The following is a 22,467-nucleotide window of genomic DNA, read 5'->3' as shown; positions in this document are numbered from 1 at the left end:
GTCGTGGTGTGAGCTGGGCTTGCATCACGGCGATTTCTGGGATGCCTCGTTGCGGGAGTTCGACTTGATCACCCGGGCCAGGATCAAGGCCAAGGATGTGGAATTCAAGGCCCGGCGGATTCTGAACCAAGAGATGGGCGTGCTGGTTCAGTTTGCCTTTCATGCTCCGCAGAAAATGCCGGATTTCACCAAGGAAAAGGCTGAAAAGCAGCCCGGCGTGATCACTGGGAAGGCGGGTGCTGCGCGTCTGCATCAGTACCTCCTGGGTCAAAGTCTCAAGAAAAAGTAGGTGGATATATGAGCGCAATCATTGGCGCGCTGCGGGGGCTGTTGTCCCTCGACACAGCGGCGTTTGACAGCGGTGCCCGTCGCGGCATCGCAACAATGGGCAAGGTTGAGCGGAGCATGGTCCGGATGGGCGATGTGGCGCAGCGCCAAGGGCGCCGCCTGTCCGTTGGTCTGACGCTCCCCATTGTCGGCGCGGCTGCGGCAATGGTCAAATCCAGCCTGTCAATCATCGATTCACAGGCCAAGATGGCGCAATCTCTGGATACGTCTGTGCGCTCGATGCAGGTTCTGCAGCGGGCCGCAGACCTGTCCGGGGTGTCGATGGGGGAGGCGCAGCAGGCGACCCTGCAATTCACCAAGCGCCTAAGCCAGGCGTCTGGTGGCACTGGCGCCGCGGCAAAGGCTCTGGACCGGCTCAACCTGTCGGCAGAGGATCTGCTGCGCTTGCCGCTCGATGAGCGATTGACGCGGGTTCAGAACGCCTTGTCACGCTATGTGCCGGAAGCAGAGCGCGCCGCCGTTGCTTCTGACTTGTTCGGCAGCCGAGCAGGTCTGGTGTTTTCCCGGATTGATGGTGCGGCCCTGCGCTTGGCAACGGATGATGTCACCCGGTTTGGTGTGGCGGTTTCTGAGGTCGATGCGGATCAGATCGAGCGAACCAATGACGCGATCTCGCGCATGGGTCTGGTCGGGCGTGGCATCGCCAATCAGTTGACAGTTGCCCTGGCGCCAGCGCTGGAAGGCATCAGCGACAAGATGGCGGGGCTGGCTGAGTGGTTCAATGGCCTTTCCGATGGCAGCAAAGAGCTTGTCGCCGTCAGCGCTGCCTTGACTGCAGCCCTGGGGCCGGTGGCGCTTGGGCTGGGGCTTGTGCTGAAGCTGGCGGCGCCTCTGGTCGGGGTGGTTGCGGCGTTGGCGTCTCCGATTGGCCTAGCAGTGGCAGGTTTCACTGCTCTCGCCGTTGCAGGTACGGCCCTTGCTGGCAGTACGTCGAACTCAGTTTCATTCGCTGAAGCGCATGAAATCGCGATGGACAATGTGACCATTGCGATGGGGGATCAGTTCAGGGCCACCAAACGCCTGGCTGATGCTCTGCGGGAAGGCGGGCCTGTCACTCTGGCCGCTGTTGAAGCCGAAATGGCTGAGGCCGAAGCGTTGCGGGCGACAACCACAGAGTTGGTGCGCAAGCGCCAGGAAAAGGAGCTGGAGGTTCTGGGCTACTTCCGGGTGCTTGAGGCCATCGGCCAGTACCAGGAACAGTTGTCCAATCTGCGGACGCCGGGCGACGACTTGGAGCAAATGCCATTGAAGCTGCGCTCCGCCTATGAAGAGGCAGAGCAGGGTTTGGTGGCGCTTCTCGCTGAGCAGCAGCGCCTGCTGGATGGAGTGCGCAGCCAGAACCATCTGACCAGGGAAGAGCAGGCAAATCTTGAGCTGATTGAGGCGAATATCGCTGAGCTGAAGCGCCGCTGGAATGAGCTGAACGGGATTACCTCGGAGAACGTGTCGCTCACCGATCGCGGTGCGGCTTCTGCCCGTGATCTGGCTCTTGGGCTTGGGGAAGCGGCGGGGCAGGCTGCTGCAGTGAAATCGTATCTTTCAGGGCTGCCTGGGGCGCTGTCGGGGGCGGACGCTAAGATTGCGGGGCTGAAGGCCGGTATTGCGGCTCTTTCCGGTGGCGGAACAGAGCTTTCGGCCAATGTTGCGAAGTACCGGGCAGAGCTGGAGGCCACTTTGGGGCCTCTGGACAAATTGCAGGATGGGCATCGAGAGGCGGCCCTGGAGGGTATCAATCAGCAGGTTCAGCAATTCGAGATGCAGCAGCGTTTGAACAGCGAGTTCCAGAAGGGACTTACTGCTTTGAACAAGGTCAGTTCGGCTGGTGGTTCGGCTTCAAAAGGTGCATTGGCCCAGTTGCGAAAAGAGATCCAGCAGCGCCGATCTCTGATCGGTCTGACGGATGAGCAGCGCAAGCGTCTGGAAGCGGTACGTGCTGTGCAGCAGCGTCTGGGGAAAGAGGCGCAGGGGGGGAGCAAGGCTCAGGTTTCCGGTATGGCTGATCAGCTCATTGCCCTTGATGATGCGGAGCAGGCCACCCGCCGGATTGCCGATCAGCAGGAACGCTGGGCGGAGAACATCACCCGCACCGCATTTGAGGGCGGCAGCCTCACCGACACGATCGAAGGCATGCTGCGGGATATCGCCTATCAGTTTGCGCATACGAAAATTGTGCTGCCGATAATCGGGCAAATTACGGGGTTGCTTGGTCTCGACAAGCTGGTGCTTGGCGGTGGCGGTCAGGCTGCCGTAGGGGCGGCTGGGGGCGGCGGTGGTGGCCTGTTGGGCATCTTGAATGGTGCCTCCGGTCTGGCCGGGCTTGCTGGATCTGGCGGGATCCTGGGCGGCCTCGGTGGTCTGGCTTCCGGCTTTGGAGGCATCCTTAGCGGCGGTGGGCTTGGTGCCAGCTTCGCAAATGTCGGCGGTTTGCTTACAGGTGCTTCCGGCTTTACCGCGGGCGCAATAGGCGCAGCCCTTCCAGCTATCGGCGTGATCGTTGCTGGCGCGGCCTTCCTGAAAAAGGCTTTCAGCCGGAAGTTCGCCTATTCGGCTTTGGAGGGCACGATTGGCGCGGATGGTTTCGACGGCTACGCCCGGGATCACTTCAAGGGCGGGCTGTTCCGGAGCGACAAGGATGTCCGCAAGGCGCTTGATTACGACCTGAAAACAGGCCTCAACAGTCAGGCAAAAGGTCTGACGGAAACCCTGCTGGGAATGTCGGAGGCCTTGGGGCGTGGCCGGGATGCCCTGAAGGATTACAAGGGGCATTTCGTCTCGATCCTGACCAGCGGGCGCAGTCAGGAGCAGATCCAGAAAGACTTGGCGCGGGGCTTCGAAACAGCCTCAAATCAAATGTCCGAATTGATCCTTGGCACGTCCAAGTGGTCAAAGGCTGGTGAGAGTGCCACGGAGACCCTGACGCGGCTGTCGACAAGCCTGCTGCAGGTCAATGATGCCTTTGACCTGCTGGGCCTGTCCGGCTTCAAGAAGTCGCTCCAGGGCTCGGATATGGCGTCTGGCCTGGTGGATGATTTCGGCGGCTCTGAGGCTATGACAAACGCCGTTTCCGCCTATTGGACCGGGTTTTATTCCGACGCCGAACGGCAGGAGACCACCATCCGCCGCCTGTCCGCGGAGTTCAAAAAACTTGGCTTGGCAATGCCGCAGAGCCGGGAAGAATTCCGCAGCCTGGTCGAGGGAATTGACCGGACCTCAGCGTCCGGGCGGAAGCTCTATGCTGATCTTCTGAAGCTGTCAGGCGGGCTTGGCCAGGTGCTCGATCCGCGGGCGGGGATCAGCCAGGGCGTGGCAAAGCAGCTTGAGGCGATCGGCAAGACCGTTGCGGATCAGATCGAGGTTTCGCGCAGCATGGCGGCTGATGCCCGGGCATCCGCTGAGCTGTGGCATCGGACGGCTGCCAAGTTGCGGGACTTCCAGGACGGGCTGCTGAATTCCGGTCTGTCCGGTGCAAGTTCGGCCCAGACAGCCGCAGCGCTGCGGGGCCGCTACCTGAGTGCCATGGAGCGCGCCCGTGGGGGCGATACTGATGCCGCGGCTGAACTGCCCGGGCTGGCGCGGGAATACCTGCAGAGCGCGCGGGACAGCGCCGGATCTGCGCTGGAGTTCAACCGTATCGCGGCCCAGGTGCAGGCGGAGATCCACCAGATGACTGCGCTGGCCGATGCTGCGGGTGATGCGGACGAACGGCTTGCGGATCTTCTGGATGAGCAGACCAGCGTCCTCACGGAACTGGGCGAATACCTGCAGACCGCAAATGCCAGCTCTAAGAAATTCGGTGAGGATGTTGCCCAATATCAGGACCGGTTGAAGGCGCTGGGATCTGACATCGTGGAAGCCAGCAAAAACCCCGGCATTGCGGAAGTCAGCCCGACTGGATCTATGTCTAAGCTGTTCGGTGCGCTGACCGGCGGGTTGAGCGGTGTGAAGGCGCCAATGAACTCGCTGACCAGTATGCTGGGCAAGCTCCGGGATGCCGTCAATGCGGATCGCCGGGACAGGAACCGGAACGCAAAGATTGCGGGCCTTCAGGTGAAGGGGGGCGATGCAGCCGCGACGGCTAAGAGGCCGCAGGAGATTGCCGACAAGTTCAATGCCCTGCGCGAAAAATACGGGGTCAGCCTGCACGGGCAAAAGCGCTCGATTTCCGTCAATAAGGACGGCCAGCTTGTTACCTCCTTTGACTACTATGGCGGAACTCCCAGCAAGCTCGCGGCATTCAAGAAAGCCCTCAAGGATGAATTCGGCACGGCCTCTTTTGGCAATGTCGTCAGCTCGGCCAATTCGAAGGCCAGCAAGGCGGCGGTGCAGGCCGAAAGCCTCCGCAAGCAAATCCGCTCGATGGGCGGTATTCCGCAGTTTGCAGAAGGCGGCGCCCATCTGGGCGGATGGCGGATTGTCGGGGAACGCGGCTGGGAACTGGAAAACACCGGCCCCAGCCGGGTTGTGAGCCATTCGGATTCGGTTGCCATGCTGGATAACCGCCAGGTGGTCCGGAGTGTCGAGGGGCTTGCAAAGCAAGTCGCCGTGCAGGGGCAGCGGATGGAAATGATGGTGCGCAAGGTCGCGCAGTACCTGGAAGGTTGGGACGAGGATGGTTGGCCGGAGGTGCGTGTCTGATGGATTTCAACATTATCGCGCCGATGACTGTCACCGATGCGGAGCTGACGGCCTCGAACATTCCGGAGAATGATCATGCGGTATGGGATGCCGGCACATCCTTCGGCCTCGGCGCAAAGGTGATCTCGACCACCTCGCACCGGATCTATGAGAGCATGCAGGCCGGAAACCAGGGCAATGATCCGGTTTCGGACGATGGCACCTGGTGGCTCGATCTGAAGGCCACGAACCGCTGGAGCGCGTTTGATCAGCGCCGGTCAAACCGGGCCAGCTACGCGGAGGAAATCACCTATTCGATCGTGCCCAGCCAGGACTGCGATGCAATCTCGCTGTTCGGCCTGTCGGCGGGGTCGGTTCAGATAGAGGTCTTTGACGGTGCAACACTGATCTATGATCAGACCTTTGCGATGGCCGATACCGGGCATGTTGTCAGCATGTATACCTATTTCTTTGGCGGGGTGGTCTTTCAGCGTCAGAAGGTGCTGAACGGCTTCCCGGGCTACATAGGCCACCGGATTGATATCACCATCTCAGCACCGGGTTCCGTGGCTGAGGTGGGGCATATCGTTCTTGGCAGGAATCACATCCTGGGGGAGGTGATGAACCTTCCCAATATCCAGCACGTCAGCCACAGCCGGAAAGGGTATGACGATTTTGGTGATGAGATCCTGGTGAAGCGCGGATCCACGCGCCGGGTTGAGGTGGATCTCATTGTGCAGACGCTGCAGGCGCCGCGCGTGATGGACATTATCGCAGAGGTCGATGGGGTAGCCACGGCCTTCTACCTGTCCGGTGATGCTCCAAGCTACGGGATCGAGGGGCTGGGGTTTGTCGATGACCACAGCCAGCCGATCGATATCGCAGGGGACAGTGTTTTTCCCCTGGTTATGAAAACTCTCAAATAGGGCAAAACTCATGGATTTTCCTGCTCAACCGGCCAAGCCGGATATTCCTCTGCGCTCATCGCCGGAGGCCGACTTTGATGCAAAGATGGTGCTGCTGTTTCAGTGGGCGGTGAATGATTTCTTCAGCTTCGTGGATGCCTGGGCGACCTGGCTGACCGAAAACAGCACTGTCATTGGCGGCGAGCTGAATGATACGGATATCGGGCAAACGACCCCGGCGGCGGGGGCGTTTACGGCGCTGTCTGCCGCTGCGGTGGCCTACTTTGCCGACAAACTGGGCGTCGGTACAGCATCCCCGTCTCATCTGATCGATGTGCTGGGCACCGGGGGCGAGGTGGCGATCCGCGTGAAGAACACCGACGCGGCAGGTGCTGACCCGGATGTAAACTTCTATCTTGATGCGGGGAACGCCAGTGGCGAGGCCGCGATTGAATTTATGAAGGGGGGCCTTCCGGAGGCCCGGGTGATTGCGCTGCTGGATAAGCTGCGGCTTGTTCACGATGTGGGGCCAATCGAGCTGCATGCTGCGGGCCAGGCTGCTCTAAGCGTATCGAGCACGGCAATCGAGCCGGGTTCAGACAACACCCACACAGGCGGTTCCGCAAGCAAGCGCCTGAAAGAGATCTTCTCGGTTGATGGAGCTATCAACACGTCGGACATCTTCGAAAAGGTCAATTACCGTCTTTTAGGTGAGGCTGAAAAGCGGGTTGCTGTGGCAATGTCGGGCGACTTCCGCATCTTTCAGTGGATTTCCGCGGTGGAAGAGAAGGGGGAGGAGGCTGCCCGTCTCCATTGCGGCCAGATGGCGCAGTGGGTCAAGAAAAGGTTCGCAGATGAGGGGCTGGATGCAGACCGCTACGGCATGTTCACCCGCGACAAGAAGTTCCGCACTGTGACCGACACGAAAATGGTGCAGGTTCAGAAAGTCGAGAAGTCAACGCAAAGCCGGACGATCATTGAAGTGATCGACGGGCGGGCGACTGAAAAGACCGTTTCCGAAGAAATCTCGGTGCCTGTCTATGAGGTGCTGCCGGTCTTTGATGAAGCCGGGCAGCCGGTGATGGTGCCTGGCCCGGGTGGCCCCGTCCAGAAGACAGCGCGGGTTCCGGTGCTGGTCGAAGAGGAGCGGGAGTTCACCGAAGAGGTCGAGGACGGCGAGCGCCTGGGGCTGCGCTATCCCGAATTGATGTGCTTCATCATGGCCGGAACCTTGGGCGCCTGACGCCGCAGCAAAACGAGCAGGATACCTCATGAAATTTGAAAGCTTCGGCTCCGCCATGGCGGGGTTCTTTGGCGTGGCCGGGGGCTGGCTTGCGCAATACGGATCAAACTGGGAGGTGGTTGTCGTCGCCCTGCTTGGCGTGACGCTGGCGCTTCTGGAGGGCGATGGGCTGCGCCTGAAGCCTGCGGTTGCTGTCGCGGTGTTTAACCTGCTGATCGGCGTTCTGGGCGGCCCCATGGTGGCTCACTGGCTGCGGGAACACTTCGAGATCCAGTACCCGGCCCTGACGCTGATTATCGCCTTTCTGGCGGCATATGTGGCTCATGACGCCTTCAGCCGCTTCCGTGGCCCGTTGATCCACCTGGTGCGGCGCTTGATGGGGGCGGGTTCATGATCCGCTTCCTGCGTTCAAAGACCTGGCGCCGGGTGCGTGTGGCGCTTTCCGTGCTGCTCTGGCTGGCCCTTAGCTGGGCCGTGCTTGGCCCGGCCTGAAACTGAAAAACAACACTGAAACCGGCCCCGCTTGTGCGGGGCTTTTCTTTTGGAGGGCACATGACCCGAATTCTGACGCTTGAAACCTTGCAGAAAATCACCGGGCCGATGCAGGCCGGTGGGGCGCAGGAGCGAAACGCAAAATCCTTTCTGCTGGGGGTGAACACTTTCGGCTTTGACTGCGGGCTGAATCAGCCGCACCGCCTGTCATACCTGCTGGGCCAAACCCTGCTGGAAAGCGGGGCGTTCAAGTATGATCGCGAGCTGTGGGGGCCAACCCCTGCACAATCGCGATATGACACCCGCACGGATCTCGGCAACACGCCTGAAGCCGACGGCGACGGCTACAAGTTCCGGGGTCGCGGGCCGTTCCAGATCACCGGGCGCTGGAACTACCGGAAGTTCCGGGATTGGGCGCGGCGGCTTGATCCTTCCGCTCCTGATTTTGAGGCAGATCCGGACGCTGTGAACCTTGACCCCTGGGAGGGGCTTGGGCCGCTCTGGTACTGGAGCGTGAACGGTCTGAATGTGCCGGCCGATGCTGGGGATGTGCGCGTGATCACCAGGCGGATCAACGGCGGTTACAACCACTTCTTTCAGCGGCAGCAATGGACGGACAAGGCCCAGCTTGTGCTGCTGGGGTTCGCGGCAACAGATGTGATCGGGTTTCAGCGTTCTGTAGGCCTGACCGCAGATGGCCAGATCGGCCCGAAAACTCGCGCCGCGTTGCACCAGGAGTTGCGCGCCCTGCCGCCCATCTCCCCGCCCAAGCCTGCACCGCTGCCGTGGCTGCCTGCCTGGCTGCTGAAATTTCTCACCCTATCCCGCGGCTGATCGCGGGCCGGTTTTCCCCAACTGAAAGGACTTAACAATGGACCTTACAAACCTTCTCCCTGACCTGACGCCGCTGCTGATCGAGGCGCTTGCCCTGATCCTGACCTCAGCGATTGCCGCCGCTGCGTTGATGGTGCGCAAGCATTTCGGGGTCCAGGTCGGCCAGGCGCTGCAGCGTGATCTTCACACCGCTCTGATGAGCGGCATTCGTGCGGCTCTGGAAGATGGCAGGGAAGCTGCTGCAGACGTTCTGATCAATGAAGCGATCCAGCATGCCCGGGAATCCGTGCCTGATGCCATCAAGGCGCTGAAGCCCACGGAGGCGGTCCTGCAGCGGCTGGCGCGCGGCAAGATCGCAGAGGCTGTGCGGCGGGCCCGCGAATAGGTCTGCCTGACGAACTTGTGGCCCTGGCGATCGCTGGGGCCTTTTTGAAAACTGTATCCATAAGGAATGGGATATGCCCCAAATTGATCATTTCGCCCATTTTCAGCGCGGTCTGGAAAGCCCATGCTCCCGACATTTCACTATTGTCCCACAGGATGGCGTTGACCTGCCTGTGAAGCCGCGCGTTCTGCGCGTCCTGACCTCCGGGGATCTGGCTGTCCGTGATGAGGCCGGAGCCGTGATCGTCTACGCGGTCATTGCCGGGGAGACCATTGGGTTCTCCGCCGTGGGCATCGAGGCCTCAGGCACCACGGCATCCGTTGCGGGCTGGTACTGATGCTCGGCGCCGGTCATTCGGTGATGGTAGCAACTCAACAGCAGCGGCATTGTCTTCCCGACCGTTCAAGTCTGATCGGCTGGTACAGCGCGAAGGCTACCGGAACCATCCAGCTTGAAGCTGGTGATGAGGTGTCTGCAATCGACAACCTGGTTGCGGGCTATCTGGGGTTGTCCAAGCTGGCGGATGGTGGTCCGACCTATGTGGCTTCTGAACCGCTCGCTGGCGGGCGTCCTGCGCTGGTCTGGCCGGATCAAAGCAATTCGCGGGGATTGAGCCTGCCTGCTGACGCGATGGTCAGGGAGGTGTTCGTTGTCCTGGCCTACGGCGACGGTGCGCGGGATGCATTCAATAGCTACAATACTCTGATCACTGACTTGGCCGGGCTGGATGCCGGCAGTCCGAACCGGGTGATCGGCCACGAAAACAATTCCGGGGTTTTCACCGGGTCTATACCTGCCGGAATGACCGTTCATGTAAACGGCGGCGCGGCAACCACAGAGCTTTTGCCGCTGCCCTTGTCGGTGGTTCATTTCAGTTCGGCAACGCCATTTCCCCTGGCCGCGATCGGCGGGCGGAACAACGGCTTGAACCGGGCCTGGCGCGGGCCAATGTGCGAGGTTCTGGCCTATACCGAACAATTGGCCCCGGCTGCGGTTGAGCGGAATGTAAGCTACCTGCGGAGCGGCTGGGGGATCTAGGCCGGAAGCGCCAAAGCAAAAAGCCCCGGTTAGCGCCGGGGCTTTTGTCGTTTCAGGGGCGGCGGTTTCTGGACACTCTGCTAGGAAAAGATGATTGCTGAGACGTTCTCCCGATTGAGTCGCATCCACGCTTCACTCTGATCGCATTGGGTGTATGAGTAGGGCAGTCAGCAACCAGGTCCATTTGATGTTTTTTACTACAGCACTTGATGATTCAAGCTTCGTCGCTATCAGGCGTTCCATCCTATTCTATGCGGCTTTGATCGTTGTCGTTCTATACTTTGACCTCTCTATCGCGCCTCCTGAAAAGGTGTTGGGGATTTTTGATATTTCAAGACAGGTCGGTGTTTCAAAGTCTTGGATTCTCTGCTCCGCAATGTTGGCACAATGCTACCTTTTATGGCGTTTGCGTGTAGCGAAACCCATCGCAGCGGTGAAGCTTGTAAAAGCTTGGGGACTTGAAGAATTGCAGGGCGGTGATAACTTTTTAACCAGCGCAAAGAAGATATCGGAAATTGTACAGCGTAGTGGCGAAATAGAGTACCCAAATAAGCAAATTGACTACGAGGTTCGCCAAGAGGTTCGGGAGCTGGCGGATAAGTTTACCTATCATAAGGAAGCAGTTGACGGATTTAAAGGAGCAATTAGTCAGGCGAAAAATGAATCTGCGGCGACCAAAAGGTTTCTTGTGGATTGGAAGGCGCAGTACAGGAAGGTGCAAGAAAGGATACACGTAAAGTACGGGGACTCTGTTGAGCTTGCTGATGGGAAGTATGTCCATGACTACGAAAAGTGGGAAGGTGACAGCCTATCACAATCTATTACCGATTATGCTGACTATATTGATGCGTTTCTTCACTCGAAGGGAAGGGACGAGTTTTCGGAGGCCGCTTCACAGGCGGAAGATTATCTCAAGAGGTTCTCTGTAGACTTGAAAGAGTTCGAAAAGATTCTGGCCCGCTTTGAGGAGCATATTCAATATTGCAAAGAATTTCCTGCACTCTTTGAGGTGAGCGACCTATCAAAAATCATTCAAGGACTTCAAGTTGAGTTGGCTAAAACTAAAGACCTTAGGGAGAGTGAATTTTTACTTTTTGAGATAAGAATACCTACAGCGATCTCTGTGGCTTCAATTGTTGCGGCCATTCTCGGAATGATTGCCAGCTGGGTCCCATTTGATCGTGTGGTCCAATGTCTTACCCTTCATTGCGTTTGATGCAGTCGCTTCTTCTTCGGCAACTGGGCCACGCGGAAGAAGTTTAAGATCTGCATGTGACATGCGCTTGCGCCGCGCCTAAGGTGAAGTCTGGACTGCCAAATAGCGTACAGGTTGCTTTGTCCAGTAATCCTGTCCAGATTGGGCGCGAATGGCAGGATTTTGAGTAAGAAAGCGATGTCCGAATCCGAAAGACAGCCGACCCGCAAGATCGGGTACGCCCGTGTCTCGACCGCAGACCAAAACCCGGACATGCAGATCCAGGCGCTCAAAGACTATGGCGTGCCGGAAGAGCTGATCTTTGTGGACCGGGCCAGCGGCGGCACCTTGGACCGCCCAGCCTTTCTTCAGGCGCTGAGGTTCGCGCAGGTACCCGGGACGGAGTTTGTCGTCTGGAAGCTCGACCGCCTGGGGCGCACGCTTGAGGGCATTCTTGAAGTCCTGAACCTGCTCAGTGACCGCGGCATTTCCTTTTTCAGCCTGACTGAGCGGGTGGACGTGACAACCCCTATGGGCAAAGCCATGCTGCAGATGATGGGCGTGGTGGCGGAGCTGGAGCGCAACCTGATCATTGAGCGCACCAAGGCCGGGATCGAGCGGGCCAAGGCGCGGGGCGAAATGCCCGGCCGCCCGATTTCAATGACCGAGGAGCGTGCCGAGGTCGCCTCAATGATGCTGCAGATGGGCGACCGCGGAATGACCGTGTTTGAAAAGATCAAGGATCTGAAGGGGCCGCCGATCAGCCGGGCCGCATACTATGCCTGGCAGAAGGAATGGGATGCCGGCCGCGCTGGCGGCAGCGCCCCGGATGATGAGTCTGAATAGGAGCGAAGAGAAGGTATGAATTGCATTTGGATGGAAGTCGTTCCAGCGGTGTGCTTCGATGTTACTGGGGTGGGTGTGAACGTCTGGTCTACTGCAATTATTGCCGCCTTTACCGTCCTTCTGTTCGTTTGGCAGTGGCGGCAGTTTCGGCTGTCGAGGACCGTAGCACGGGCGAATTACCGGCTTTCTCTGTACGAGAAGCGGCTTGACGTTTTCTATGCTCTGAAAACTTATTTTGATGAGCATGTCTTCAAGTCGAAGGTCGAAATGGAAAATGCTCGCGCAATGTACAGGTCAACGATTGCTGCTGATTATGTGTTCGGCGAGGAAGTGCGGCAGTTCATTGATCAGCTCTACAAGATCGAAGTTGATCTCAACTACCTGGATGGGAAGTGCGGCCACATAAACAATAAAGTAGAGCTGCAGGTCGAACTTACAGAGGAAGAGGCCGCGGACAGGGCTCAGTACGTCAATGAAAACACAGCGTTATTAACCCGGCGCTTCAAGATGGGTAGTGAAGATCAGTTCTATGCGGTCTTTGAAGACTACCTCAACCTTCCAAATGAGCTGTAGGGTCTGAAGTCCAACAAAGGAGCGCGGGCAGGTTTGTTGACGGGGGTAGGGCGCTCTGTGCGGCAACAGGTACGAGACACGAAAATGGGCGCCTCTCATCCGAGGCGCCCATCTTCTTGTGCAGAATGAGCTTGAGAGTGTAGTTCGCGCTCTCAGTTCTATCTATGCGGTATCTGAGTTAAAATTGTGTATACGCATCGTGAAATTTGCATCAAAGGAGCAAGGCCAGTGCGCGGCACTCGTTACCAGGTCAACATCTGACTGCAGGCGCCACCCCATCGGGCACTGGGGTAAAAGAGTGACGGGCGCCCTTGGGTGTAGGCGCCCGCCTGGGTTTTGGCCTAGTACAAAAAGGGGAGCGGAATGTCCCTTGCTACCCTTATGCGGTAGTTTGGTTAAGGAAGCGTTATCGCTTCGTGATAGGTCCAGAAAAGGAGGCTTCATTTGACTATTAATCAGGCCAGTAGGGGTATGAGGTCATGTGTTTGGGCTGCCTCTCTTGTTTTTGTGCTTCCCTCAGACGCGCAAGCTGAGAAGCAGTTTCAGTGCACATTCTCAACAGTATGCTTGGAAACCAATGCATGCAGTACGCGTGATCTTGTTGTCCAAGTGTCCTACACTGAGGATGACGGAACAATATCGTCTCCAGGGCAAACCTTCCCCGTTACAATCATTCAAAATGGGGGTGACGAGGCTATCACATTCCTTAGCGAGGAAGTGAACGGATCAACTGCTTTCCTGACGGTTTTTGCCAATTCTGCTGCTCGGTTAACATATCATTTTCATAGGCCGGAACCGACAGCCATGACTAATTTTGGTACCTGCGAGTAGGTCCAACAAAGGAGAAAGGCAGCCCGCGGCACTCGTTACCAGGTCAACATCTGACTGCAGGCGCCACCCCATCGGGCACTGGGGTAAAAGAGTGACGGGCGCCCTTGGGTGTAGGCGCCCGCCTGGGTTTTGGCCTAGTACAAAAAGGGGAGCGGAATGTCCCTTGCTACCCTTATGCGGTAGTTTGGTTAAGGAAGCGTTATCGCTTCGTGATAGGTCCAGAAAAGGAGGCCGCCGGGTAGGGGGCTATGACATCATATCTATTTGCAGCATTGATCGGGCTGGGAGCTCTTTTTTTTCGGCCTAGTCACGGAGCTGTCTATTGCATGGTTTTGGCGGCCTTGTCGGTCGGATTTTTCGCCCAGGCCATTCTGATCGATCATGACGTGGGCTCCGCACTTTGGTTTTTTTTCTCGCTGCATGCCTTTGTTGCATGTTTGGTCGCAGCGCTATGTTTGGTTATTCGGGGCTTTTTTTGAAATGCAAACTTGTGTCCAACTAAGGAGTGGAGCTCATTGTTAGTCAGGTATTTTATCGTTTTCAGCTTGATGCTGTCTGCGAGCTTGCATGCAGAAGAAACCGCAGTGGAAGAGTTGGCACCAGCTGAGCTGGTTGAGCTTTGTGTGCGGGCTTTTGAGCAGAACAACACTGCTAAGGGCTCCTATGCTGAAGCTTTGGCTGCCCAGGAGGGGATGACGCTAATTCCCGAGGTCCGGTTCCAGGGAATGAAATGTTTAAAGCAGCACTTCGGGGAGCGATTCTTTTTCGATCCTGACCGCGGGGTGTTCATTTCGGAATCTGAAGAGCAGAGAGTACTAAACGAAAATGCCGCGCGACGAGCCGCTTTAGATGAACTAAGGGAGGAGGCTGAGGTGCAACGCGCTCTACGGCGTGCAAAGTATGAGAAGCGGTTGCGAGCGGCGTGCTATGACAAACTTCAAGAAGACGAGTTCATTGCGCTAACTCAACCGCTTTGCGCGGAGATTTTCACTATTCACGGGTTTCGGGATTAGAAAATAACCCGATCCAGAAAAGGAGCGGTGATCCTATGATCCTGCAAAAGAGAACTGGCGGGTTTAGTCTCTGGTGTTTGACTTTACTGCTTTACAGTTTTTTGGGCGGAGAAGTTTTCGGGCTTGCGCAAGATTCTGATGTTGCTCAGCAAAACTTGAAGTCCTCATTGTCTGAAATGGGATACGTGGAAGTGCATCTTGAAGGGTGCAAGGTTTCGTTCTCCAGGCTGGTTCAGCCTTCTCAAAGGAACGGAGGGCTTCACCGCTATGACAGGGTGATTAAGCTCGGAACTCTAAATTTTGATGGCGAGATCGATGTTCGTTCGACTGAGGCTGGCGGGAAGACGTACTACTATTTTATTGCTCCCCCGAATGAAGCGCTCAGTGACCTTCATCACGACGCTGAAGTTTTTCGACAGTGGGTGAATGTGAAATTTCCAGGCGTCAATTGGCCCGACTACTTTCCGGCTCAGCACGACTTTCGCACTGAAGCAGTCGAACAGTTCCTGCATGATCAGTTCCCCAATTTTGCAAAACTGAACTTGTGGGCCAATTTTACCAAGTTTGGGAGATCGTCATTGGCAACGATTGATTTTCGGATGTACTCGGAAAGTAAGCCAAAACTCGAGAGATTTAAGACAGCCTTGCAAGCCTACTCAAGGCAGTTTGAGTGCTAACCGGACGATACGCGCGGGACCTGATGGGGGGCGATGCTCCACCATGGTCCATAGTCCAACAAAGGAGAGAGCTAATGATACCGCTTTTTGACAAAAATGCCGATTTGGTCGCTTGGCTTGATCCTGGCAGAAGCATTTTCGACCTGAATATGAACTGGGTTGCTTTCCTTGCTAACGGCCACGCATGGCGATCCGAAACCCAAGAGTGGATAGGCCCTGTCCAGGGTTCAAATATCCTCGACCAAACTGGACGCGTCATGGCTTGGAACCCCAACAGTCCTGTTTTGGGTGCTGGACGTCCTGGCCGACCTGGAACGCCAGGCCGACCTGGTCGACCTGGCAGACCCGGGCGTCCTGGAACTCCCGGCAGACCGGGTAGGCCTGCTACCCCAGCAGGTGGTTGGTCGAGCGAGAAGCTCTGCTGACAGTCCATCAAGGGAGTAAGGCAAATGCAGGCGTATTTTGAGTGGGCGGCTATCGGGTTCGGAGCCTTGTCGGCTGTCCTGTGGGCCTGGGCTGCATTTAAGCGAGTACCTCGGCTGTCGGTTCCCTATGGTGGCGTTTTTCGTGATGACCATCCTTGGGTTGTGGCGACCGAAAAGGTTGCGAAAGTCTCGCGGTTGGCATCCGCGGTTACGGCATTGGCGGTGACATTTCAAACTGTCGCCGCTGTGCTGGATAAACTGTCCAGCTAAGGAGCAAGGTTAGGCAATGCCATATTACAAACGAAGCCAGGACCCAGTTCTGCCGTTCATTGATCAAGATAAGCGGGTCTGCCAGAACTGTGAAAAGCGCTTCTTGTCGGGTGTTGCCGTAATTGAGCGCGGGTTCCCTGTTCGGATGCTGTGCATGGACTGTGCCCACCTGCATGATGAGCGGGATTGGGATGAAGAGGTATCCAAGTAAGGAGCGAAGCGGCAACAGAAGTCGCTTTACATGAGGAATTGTAGAACAAAGTGATTGAGAGAATATGCATAGAACATACTTGGGTGGCCTGGCGTTAGGTCTATCAGTTGGAGCGATCTCTATTGCTATCCTGAACTTGGCGTTGGATCTTACTAAGCCTGAAGTCGATGATGTTATTTTTGCCTATTTGTCCGTTATTTTGCCCGTCGTTGGAGCGACGATAGCCGTTTTAGGTGTGTCTTATCAGATTCACCAAGCAGCCGTATTTAGAGAGCGGGAGAGGCTCGACAGGTTGGACGCTGCTGTGACCGTTTTGCCTCTGGTTCTCAAGGAGTTCCATGGTGTTTGTGATCACCGAGTATTTGCGTCTGCGACTGGGAAGCGTGAACCCATTTTGGAAGGCTATGAGTGGGAAATTTCCGCTAACGCTATCGAGACAATTAAGGAATGCGTTCAATTTGCTGAAGGTGAACCGAAACAGCGGCTGCAGCAGATTGTCCGAATTTATCAAGTTCTGACGTCGCGGTGGGGTTGCGAAGATTGGAAGCGAGTGGATTTGTTTTCCGTGTCCTCTGCTGACTGGATGGACAGGCAAAAGAAGATGTGGCGCGCGGAACAGTACCGTGAAATTGAGAACTGGCTGGATCTTAAACACCTTAGCGGCAGTTTGTTCCGGTTTGCTAGAAATGGCAAAGAACCAACGGCCTTGGAGGATGTAAAGAGAGTTGTTGTCTCCGACTTAAGGTTCATAGGTGACAAGGGGCCAGAGTTTGGTGCGGGGACCTTGTTATCCAGCTTCGAAGAGTACAACAGCTTTATTGAAACCTTAGAGGCCTCAAACGTGCTCGGCATGATTGCCGACAATTGGGAACGTTAGCGGCAAGCAAATCTGTAGTCCAGCAAAGGAGCGAGCGGCCCGCCGGGCATATGCACCGTTGTCGGCGATACAGCGGGCCGCTCTGACCCACCCCAGATTTCTGGGATCTCTGCAGTGTAGAGCTGAAGGTGCAAACTTCCAGTAAAGGTGGCCGGGCAGGCTATCTCGCCCGCCTACCGGTGTTCCACCAGTCTTGAGCGTAGAACGGCCGACAGTTCCCGCGCATGTTGCCCGGTGAAACGCGATCCTCTGGACAGTCCGCCGCTATAACCCCAAGCGCCTGGGGCAGCTCAGTATCGGCGCCGACGATCTCCACAAACCGCTGTTTCCTATAGCGCCCATATCGGCTGCAATAGTTGCAGCAGATTTCAACCGTTGGAAGGGGGTAGTCTTTGGCGCGCATTCGGGAGGGTAGGATTTGTGCTTGGTTTGTTCCGTTTTACGCTTTCGCGTTTCGTTCTGGCAATGTCCTGTAAAACTTTCGGGCTAGGTGCGCTGAAATCATTGATTGTTCGTTAGTTTTAGGTTCTGGCGCCGCAAGGCGTGGGGGTTCAAGTCCCTTCACCCGCACCAGCTTTCAATCTCATCAGAGGCAGACAGGATGCTGGCCGTGGCGGTTGCTGGCCGGTTTAACCTTTCCGGTCAATAATTTCACTGGAACCAGCCGCGATGTGCTATACTTCTATCTGGCCGGCCAGCGGCCTTTGGCTGGCCCAAGTGTTTATCAGTACATTGTTAAAAAGGGGGATGGCCATGACACGTCTTCTGAAAATTTCCACGGCAGCTGCAGGGGTCTGCGCCATCGCGTTTCCGGCCTACGCCGAGCTGCGGTATGACAACAATTCCGGCGGCTATGTTGAAATCTACGGACAGTTCAATCCGGCCATCATCTCGGTTGATGACGGCCAGCAGACTGAGACCAACGTGCTTGACTACGACCTGTCCCGCTCCCGCGTCGGGTTGCGGCTGATGCAGCCGATCGGGGCCAACACCTTTGGCTTCCGGTTTGAGACCGGGCTGGGCTTTCCGAACTCGACCGAAGTGAACCAGTTCGGCTCCAACTACAGCGGCTGGACCCGCGCCGACCTGCGCCACGTGGACTTCTGGCTCGAAGGCAGCTGGGGCAGGTTCTCCGCCGGGCAGGGCAGCATGGTGGCCGATGGCGCGGCTGAAACCGACCTGTCTTATGTCGGCACCGCGCTTTATTCCTATACAGCTGATGCAAATGCAGGTTTCCTGTTCCGCGACACCGCAGGCGCGCTGAGCGGGCCTGCCGTGGCCTCTGCCTTTGACAATCTGGATGGCTCCCGCCGCGGCCGGATCCGCTATGACACCCCGGATTTGAACGGGTTCACCGCCGGTATCGCCTGGGGGCAGAATATCCTGTCGTCCGGCGACGATGCCGACTATTACGACATCGGCCTGCGCTACGGGCAGGAATTCGGCTCCACCAACTTTGCCGCCTCACTGGCCTATCAGGTGCGTGACGACGCCGGGGCAGAGCGCTCGGATGTGATCGGCTCGGCCTCGGTGCTGCTGGACAGCGGCATCAGCTTTACTGTGGCGGGCGGCAGCCGGGACAACGATGCGGCGGGCTCCAGCGATCCCAGTTACTACTATGCCAAGATCGGCTATGAGACCGACCGCTGGCTGCCCTGGGGCAAGACCGGGCTTGGGGTGCATTATTACGACGGCGATGATTTCAACGTCACCGGTTCCAGCACCAAGGGCTGGGGCATTGGTGCGGTGCAAAAGGTCGACAGCATCAACACCGACATCTACCTGACCTACCAGGAATATGAGTATGAGGATGCCGCCGCGACTTACCAGGATCTGACAACCTGGGTGCTGGGCGCCCGCTGGCGTTTCTGACGGGCGGCAGATATCTGGACCATAATGAAACGCTCCGGTCAGCCGGAGCGTTTCTTTGCTGAGGGCTGGACCGGGCAGGTTTCCGAATCCGCCCGCCCGGCTGATTCCCGCCTCAGGGTTGCACGGGCGGCATAGCTGCTTTGCATGAGGCGGGCTGTAAACGTAATCGTCTTCACATCTCCGGTCCCGTGGCGGCGCTACGGTGCAGGTGATTTTTTGCCACGGGCAGATTTTCACAATTGCCGCAGCGGTCATCTGACCCGGAATTCATGCCACGCGCCCAGAGGCTCCCTCGGCTCCTGCGCTGGCTTGTGCCGGACAGCGGCCGTAAGCGGCGGAACAGGAGACAGGACATGAAAACCAAGTTTGCAGCCCGCGCCGGCGCAGCCACCCTCGCAGCCGCAGTTGCGGCCCCGGCATTTGCAGGCCCCACTTACACCAACGACACCGGTGGCAGCTTCCGCTGGTACGGCCAGTTCAACCCCGCCTATCAGTCGTTTGATGATGGCGAACAGGACTTCAACCGCCTGACCGACAACGCCGCCTCCAACTCCCGCATCGGTTTCTGGCTGGAGCAGGCGTACGGCGAGAACACCCTGCGGTTCAATTTTGAAACTGCCTTCGGTTTCCGCTCCTCGGACGGGGTCAGCCAAACCTCGACCGGCGACAACCTGAGCTGGGACCGCACCAACATCCGCCACGTCGACTTCCAGTTCGACACCGCGCGCTATGGCCGCTTCTCGGCCGGTCAGGGTTCGATGGCAACCGATGGCATTACCGGCGCGGATTTCTCCGGCACCGGTCTTGGCGCCTCCAACTCGGTTGCCGACTCCGCGGGCGGCTATGCCTTCCGCACCGGCGCAGGCGCGCTCAGCAGCGTCGAGATCGGCGATGTGTTCTCAGACCTGGACGGCAGCCGCCTGGGCCGTGTCCGCTACGATTCGCCGGAACTGGCGGGTTTCACCCTGTCGACCTCCTGGGGCACCGACATCCTGAAGGACGCCAACGACCGCGAAAGCTATGACGTGGCAGTCCGCTGGGCCAATGACGACGCTGCGGCCTTTGCCATCGACACCGGCATCGGCGCCTCCTGGACCGAGGAAACCGGCGAGCAGGACTACCGCGACATCTCCGGCTCCTTTGCGGTGCTGCACAAGGCCACCGGCCTGTCGCTGAACATCGCCGCAGGCGAGCGCGACATCGCAGGCACCTATGCTTACGCCAAGCTGGGTTATTCGGCAGATCTGATTGCGGCCGGCTCCACCTCCTTCTCGGTCGACTATTATGACGGCTCCGACATGGTCAGCACCGGCGACAGCGCTGAATCCTGGGGTGTCGCCGCGGTCCAGAAAATCGACGCCTATAACGTCGAAACCTACCTGGCCTACCGCGACTATTCCTATGCCGACAACAGCGCCACCACCTACCAGGACGCAAACGTCATCCTGGCTGGTGCCCGCTGGAAGTTCTGAACCGCAACGCTCTCGGTTTCAGGAACACAAACACGCTCCTCTGGGGGCGTGTTTTTCGTTTTGGGCGGCTGGAAATCCGCGCGATTGCGCAGGAAAGGGGCAATCCCCCTTGCGCCGCCGCGCCGGGGGAAATAGAAGACCGCAAATTGTCTGGGGGCACCTCGCACAGGGGCCCCGAATCTCTATGGGGAATAGGATGCAGGTCACCGAGACGCTGAACGAAGGTCTGAAACGCGGCTACGCCATCACCGTCACCGCCGCCGAGCTGGACGAGAAGGTCAACGAAAAGCTGGTCGAAGCCCAGCCGGAAATCGAAATGAAAGGTTTCCGTAAGGGCAAGGTGCCGATGGCGCTGCTGAAAAAGCAGTTCGGCCAGCGCCTGATGGGCGAAGCGATGCAGGAAGCCGTCGACGGCGCCATGAACAAGCATTTCGAGGACAGCGGCGACCGTCCGGCGCTGCAGCCCGACGTCAAGATGACCAACGAAGACTGGAAAGAAGGCGACGACGTCAACGTCGAGATGTCCTACGAGGCACTGCCGGAAATCCCCGAAGTCGACTTCTCCGGCGTCGAGCTGGAAAAGCTGGTTGTGAAGGCTGAAGACGAAGCCGTCACCGAGGCGCTGGCCAACCTGGCCGAAACCGCCAAGGAATTCGAAGCCCGCGAAGAGGGCGCAGCAGCCGAAGACGGCGACCAGGTCGTGATCGACTTCGTAGGCCGCATCGACGGCGAAGCCTTTGAAGGCGGCGCAGGCGACGACTACCCGCTGACCCTGGGCTCCAACTCCTTCATCCCCGGCTTCGAAGAGCAGCTGGTCGGCACCAAAGCCGGTGAAGAAAAAGACGTGACCGTGTCCTTCCCCGAGGAATACGGCGCAGAGCACCTGGCCGGCAAAGAGGCCGTGTTCTCCTGCACCGTCAAGGAAGTCAAAGCCCCGAAGGCGGCTGAGATCGACGACGAGCTGGCCAAGAAATTCGGCGCCGACGACCTGGACGCGCTGAAAGCCCAGATCACCGAGCGCCTGGAAGCCGAATACGCCGGTGCCGCCCGCGCGGTGCTGAAGCGCGGCCTGCTGGACAAGCTGGACACCCTGGTCTCCTTCGACCTGCCGCCGTCGCTGGTCGACGCCGAAGCCAAGCAGATCGCGCACCAGCTGTGGCACGAGGACAACCCGGAAGTGCAAGGCCACGACCACGGTGAAATCGAAACCACCGAAGAGCACACCAAACTGGCCGAGCGCCGCGTCCGTCTGGGCCTGCTGCTGGCCGAGCTGGGCCAGAAAGCCGAGGTCGAAGTGACCGACGCCGAGATGACCCAGGCAATCATGGCGCAAGCCCGCCAGTACCCGGGCCAGGAACGCCAGTTCTTCGAGTTCATCCAGCAGAACGCCCAGATGCAGCAGCAGCTGCGCGCGCCGATCTTCGAGGACAAGGTTGTCGACCACATCGTCGGCCAGGCCAAAGTCACCGAGAAAGAGATCTCCAAGGACGACCTGCAAAAGGCTGTTGAGGAGCTGGAAGAGGAATAATCCTCTCTCCACGACTTACGGAAAGGCCGCCCATCGGGCGGCCTTTTTCGTTGGATAGGATAAGACGGCGCCGGGCGTCCGGTGATCCGGTTTCTATCGGTGCGCGTCCGGCACCCAGTCCTCGGGGGCGCTGTTCCAGAACCTGTTGGGATTGTCTTCATCCATGCCGCGGATATGGAGGGTCCGAAGGCTGGGGGCCACATAGATCACCGGCTCCTCGTAAGGGTGGGACGCATAGACGCTTTCCAGAACCTGCGCCGCCCCGGCGTCCTCCCGGCCCAGAAAGAAGGACAGTTCCACGCAAGGCACCTCAACGGCAGCCTCCGTCGCCGCGTTCCGCCCGCTCCCCAGCGAGCGGAAGCTCTGTGTGCCCGCCGATGTCTGAAAGGTCACGCGGTCATAGTCGCCGTATTTCAGGGTGGAGACGGCAAGAACCGCATCAACGATCCTCTGCACGTGGGTTTCGGGAACCTGGACGGTGACCCGCAAACCGTCTTCGGGAATAAACCTGCCAGTCTTCAATTCAGGCGTTTTCATAAGGGACTCCAGTGATGATTGGGACTGGATACCCCAGGCAGGCGGCACTGCGGGAAAGGACGCTTCGCTGCGGGCCGAAGCGTTTGGCCTTGCGGTCAGGCGGTGCTGGTCAGGAAAACAAATGCTCCCGCCCGTCCTTGGCGCCGTCCTGCGGACAGCGCCGCGGCATGCTGGTGGAAACCGGCCTGCGTCCGGCGCCTTCTGACGGCTGAAGCCTGCCCGTCAGCAGCGCTCCGCAGGGGCGCTGCCTGGCCCCAACGGGCCGCGGCGCTGTCCGCAGG

General features: G+C 58.2%; 20 protein-coding genes. 19 read left to right on the top strand and 1 reads right to left on the bottom strand.

The genetic code is table 11. The features are described from left to right. Positions 1–97: 97 nt before the first annotated feature. The 19 genes from RA24_RS03670 (at position 98) to tig (ending at position 21,649) form a co-directional block, all read left to right on the top strand. Positions 98–289, top strand: coding sequence for a hypothetical protein (locus RA24_RS03670; protein ID WP_152612807.1), 192 nt, complete (start codon positions 98–100; stop codon positions 287–289). A gap of 8 nt (positions 290–297) precedes the next feature. Beyond that, entirely contained in the window at positions 298–4,983 is a 4,686-nt protein-coding gene (locus RA24_RS21680) for a hypothetical protein (protein ID WP_052269524.1), read from the top strand. Continuing rightward, the gene (locus RA24_RS03660) at positions 4,983–5,888 is read left to right on the top strand and encodes a hypothetical protein (protein ID WP_039146275.1); all 906 of its coding nucleotides are present in this window, start codon (positions 4,983–4,985) and stop codon (positions 5,886–5,888) included. Before RA24_RS21680 ends, RA24_RS03660 begins: the two co-directional genes overlap by 1 nt. A 10-nt stretch (positions 5,889–5,898) precedes the next feature. Further along, positions 5,899–7,110 carry a hypothetical protein gene (locus tag RA24_RS03655; protein ID WP_039189914.1) on the top strand — a complete coding sequence of 404 codons (1,212 nt, stop codon included), beginning with the start codon at positions 5,899–5,901 and terminating at the stop codon, positions 7,108–7,110. Positions 7,111–7,138: 28 nt separating this feature from the next. Next, a complete protein-coding gene (locus RA24_RS03650) occupies positions 7,139–7,504 on the top strand; it encodes a hypothetical protein (protein WP_039189910.1) in 366 nt (121 codons plus the stop codon). 158 nt (positions 7,505–7,662) lie between these two features. After that, on the top strand, positions 7,663–8,436 hold the full coding sequence (locus RA24_RS03645) for a glycoside hydrolase family 19 protein (protein WP_052269523.1): 774 nt from the start codon (positions 7,663–7,665) through the stop codon (positions 8,434–8,436). Positions 8,437–8,473: 37 nt separating this feature from the next. Then, positions 8,474–8,821, top strand: a complete 348-nt coding sequence (locus tag RA24_RS03640; RefSeq protein ID WP_039189907.1) for a hypothetical protein — start codon at positions 8,474–8,476, stop codon at positions 8,819–8,821. Between the two features lie 73 nt (positions 8,822–8,894). Continuing rightward, on the top strand, positions 8,895–9,158 hold the full coding sequence (locus tag RA24_RS03635; protein ID WP_019295515.1) for a spike base protein, RCAP_Rcc01079 family: 264 nt from the start codon (positions 8,895–8,897) through the stop codon (positions 9,156–9,158). 131 nt (positions 9,159–9,289) lie between these two features. Beyond that, positions 9,290–9,859 (top strand): hypothetical protein, encoded by a 570-nt coding sequence (locus RA24_RS03630; RefSeq protein WP_241480895.1) that lies wholly within the window; start codon positions 9,290–9,292, stop codon positions 9,857–9,859. A gap of 187 nt (positions 9,860–10,046) precedes the next feature. After that, the gene (locus RA24_RS03625; RefSeq protein WP_039189902.1) at positions 10,047–11,075 is read left to right on the top strand and encodes a hypothetical protein; all 1,029 of its coding nucleotides are present in this window, start codon (positions 10,047–10,049) and stop codon (positions 11,073–11,075) included. 177 nt (positions 11,076–11,252) lie between these two features. Beyond that, positions 11,253–11,900, top strand: coding sequence for a recombinase family protein (locus RA24_RS03620; protein WP_039189900.1), 648 nt, complete (start codon positions 11,253–11,255; stop codon positions 11,898–11,900). Between the two features lie 30 nt (positions 11,901–11,930). Next, positions 11,931–12,473 (top strand): hypothetical protein, encoded by a 543-nt coding sequence (locus RA24_RS03615; protein ID WP_152612806.1) that lies wholly within the window; start codon positions 11,931–11,933, stop codon positions 12,471–12,473. Positions 12,474–13,867: 1,394 nt separating this feature from the next. After that, positions 13,868–14,317: a hypothetical protein gene (locus RA24_RS03610; RefSeq protein ID WP_206540659.1), complete on the top strand. Its 450-nt coding sequence runs from the start codon at positions 13,868–13,870 to the stop codon at positions 14,315–14,317. Positions 14,318–14,352: 35 nt separating this feature from the next. Further along, positions 14,353–14,994 carry a hypothetical protein gene (locus RA24_RS03605; protein WP_039189892.1) on the top strand — a complete coding sequence of 214 codons (642 nt, stop codon included), beginning with the start codon at positions 14,353–14,355 and terminating at the stop codon, positions 14,992–14,994. Positions 14,995–15,017: 23 nt separating this feature from the next. Further along, a complete protein-coding gene (locus RA24_RS22950) occupies positions 15,018–15,419 on the top strand; it encodes a 4-fold beta flower protein (protein ID WP_446720207.1) in 402 nt (133 codons plus the stop codon). Positions 15,420–15,964: 545 nt separating this feature from the next. Then, on the top strand, positions 15,965–16,777 hold the full coding sequence (locus RA24_RS03595) for a hypothetical protein (protein ID WP_039189886.1): 813 nt from the start codon (positions 15,965–15,967) through the stop codon (positions 16,775–16,777). Positions 16,778–17,530: 753 nt separating this feature from the next. Further along, positions 17,531–18,649 (top strand): porin, encoded by a 1,119-nt coding sequence (locus RA24_RS03590; RefSeq protein WP_241480894.1) that lies wholly within the window; start codon positions 17,531–17,533, stop codon positions 18,647–18,649. 353 nt (positions 18,650–19,002) lie between these two features. Continuing rightward, positions 19,003–20,121: a hypothetical protein gene (locus RA24_RS03585; protein WP_039189884.1), complete on the top strand. Its 1,119-nt coding sequence runs from the start codon at positions 19,003–19,005 to the stop codon at positions 20,119–20,121. A gap of 196 nt (positions 20,122–20,317) precedes the next feature. Beyond that, entirely contained in the window at positions 20,318–21,649 is a 1,332-nt protein-coding gene (gene tig, locus RA24_RS03580) for a trigger factor (RefSeq protein ID WP_039189883.1), read from the top strand. A 93-nt stretch (positions 21,650–21,742) separates the two neighbouring features. On the opposite strand, the gene RA24_RS03575 is transcribed toward tig, so the two are convergent. Beyond that, positions 21,743–22,186 (bottom strand): hypothetical protein, encoded by a 444-nt coding sequence (locus RA24_RS03575; RefSeq protein WP_241480893.1) that lies wholly within the window; start codon positions 22,184–22,186, stop codon positions 21,743–21,745. Positions 22,187–22,467 lie beyond the last annotated feature (281 nt).

The sequence above is a fragment of the Leisingera sp. ANG-M6 genome (assembly GCF_000813905.1).
Lineage (GTDB): Bacteria > Pseudomonadota > Alphaproteobacteria > Rhodobacterales > Rhodobacteraceae > Leisingera.
The sequence above is the reverse complement of the archived record's forward strand: the minus strand, read 5'-3'. Positions and strand labels throughout refer to the sequence as shown.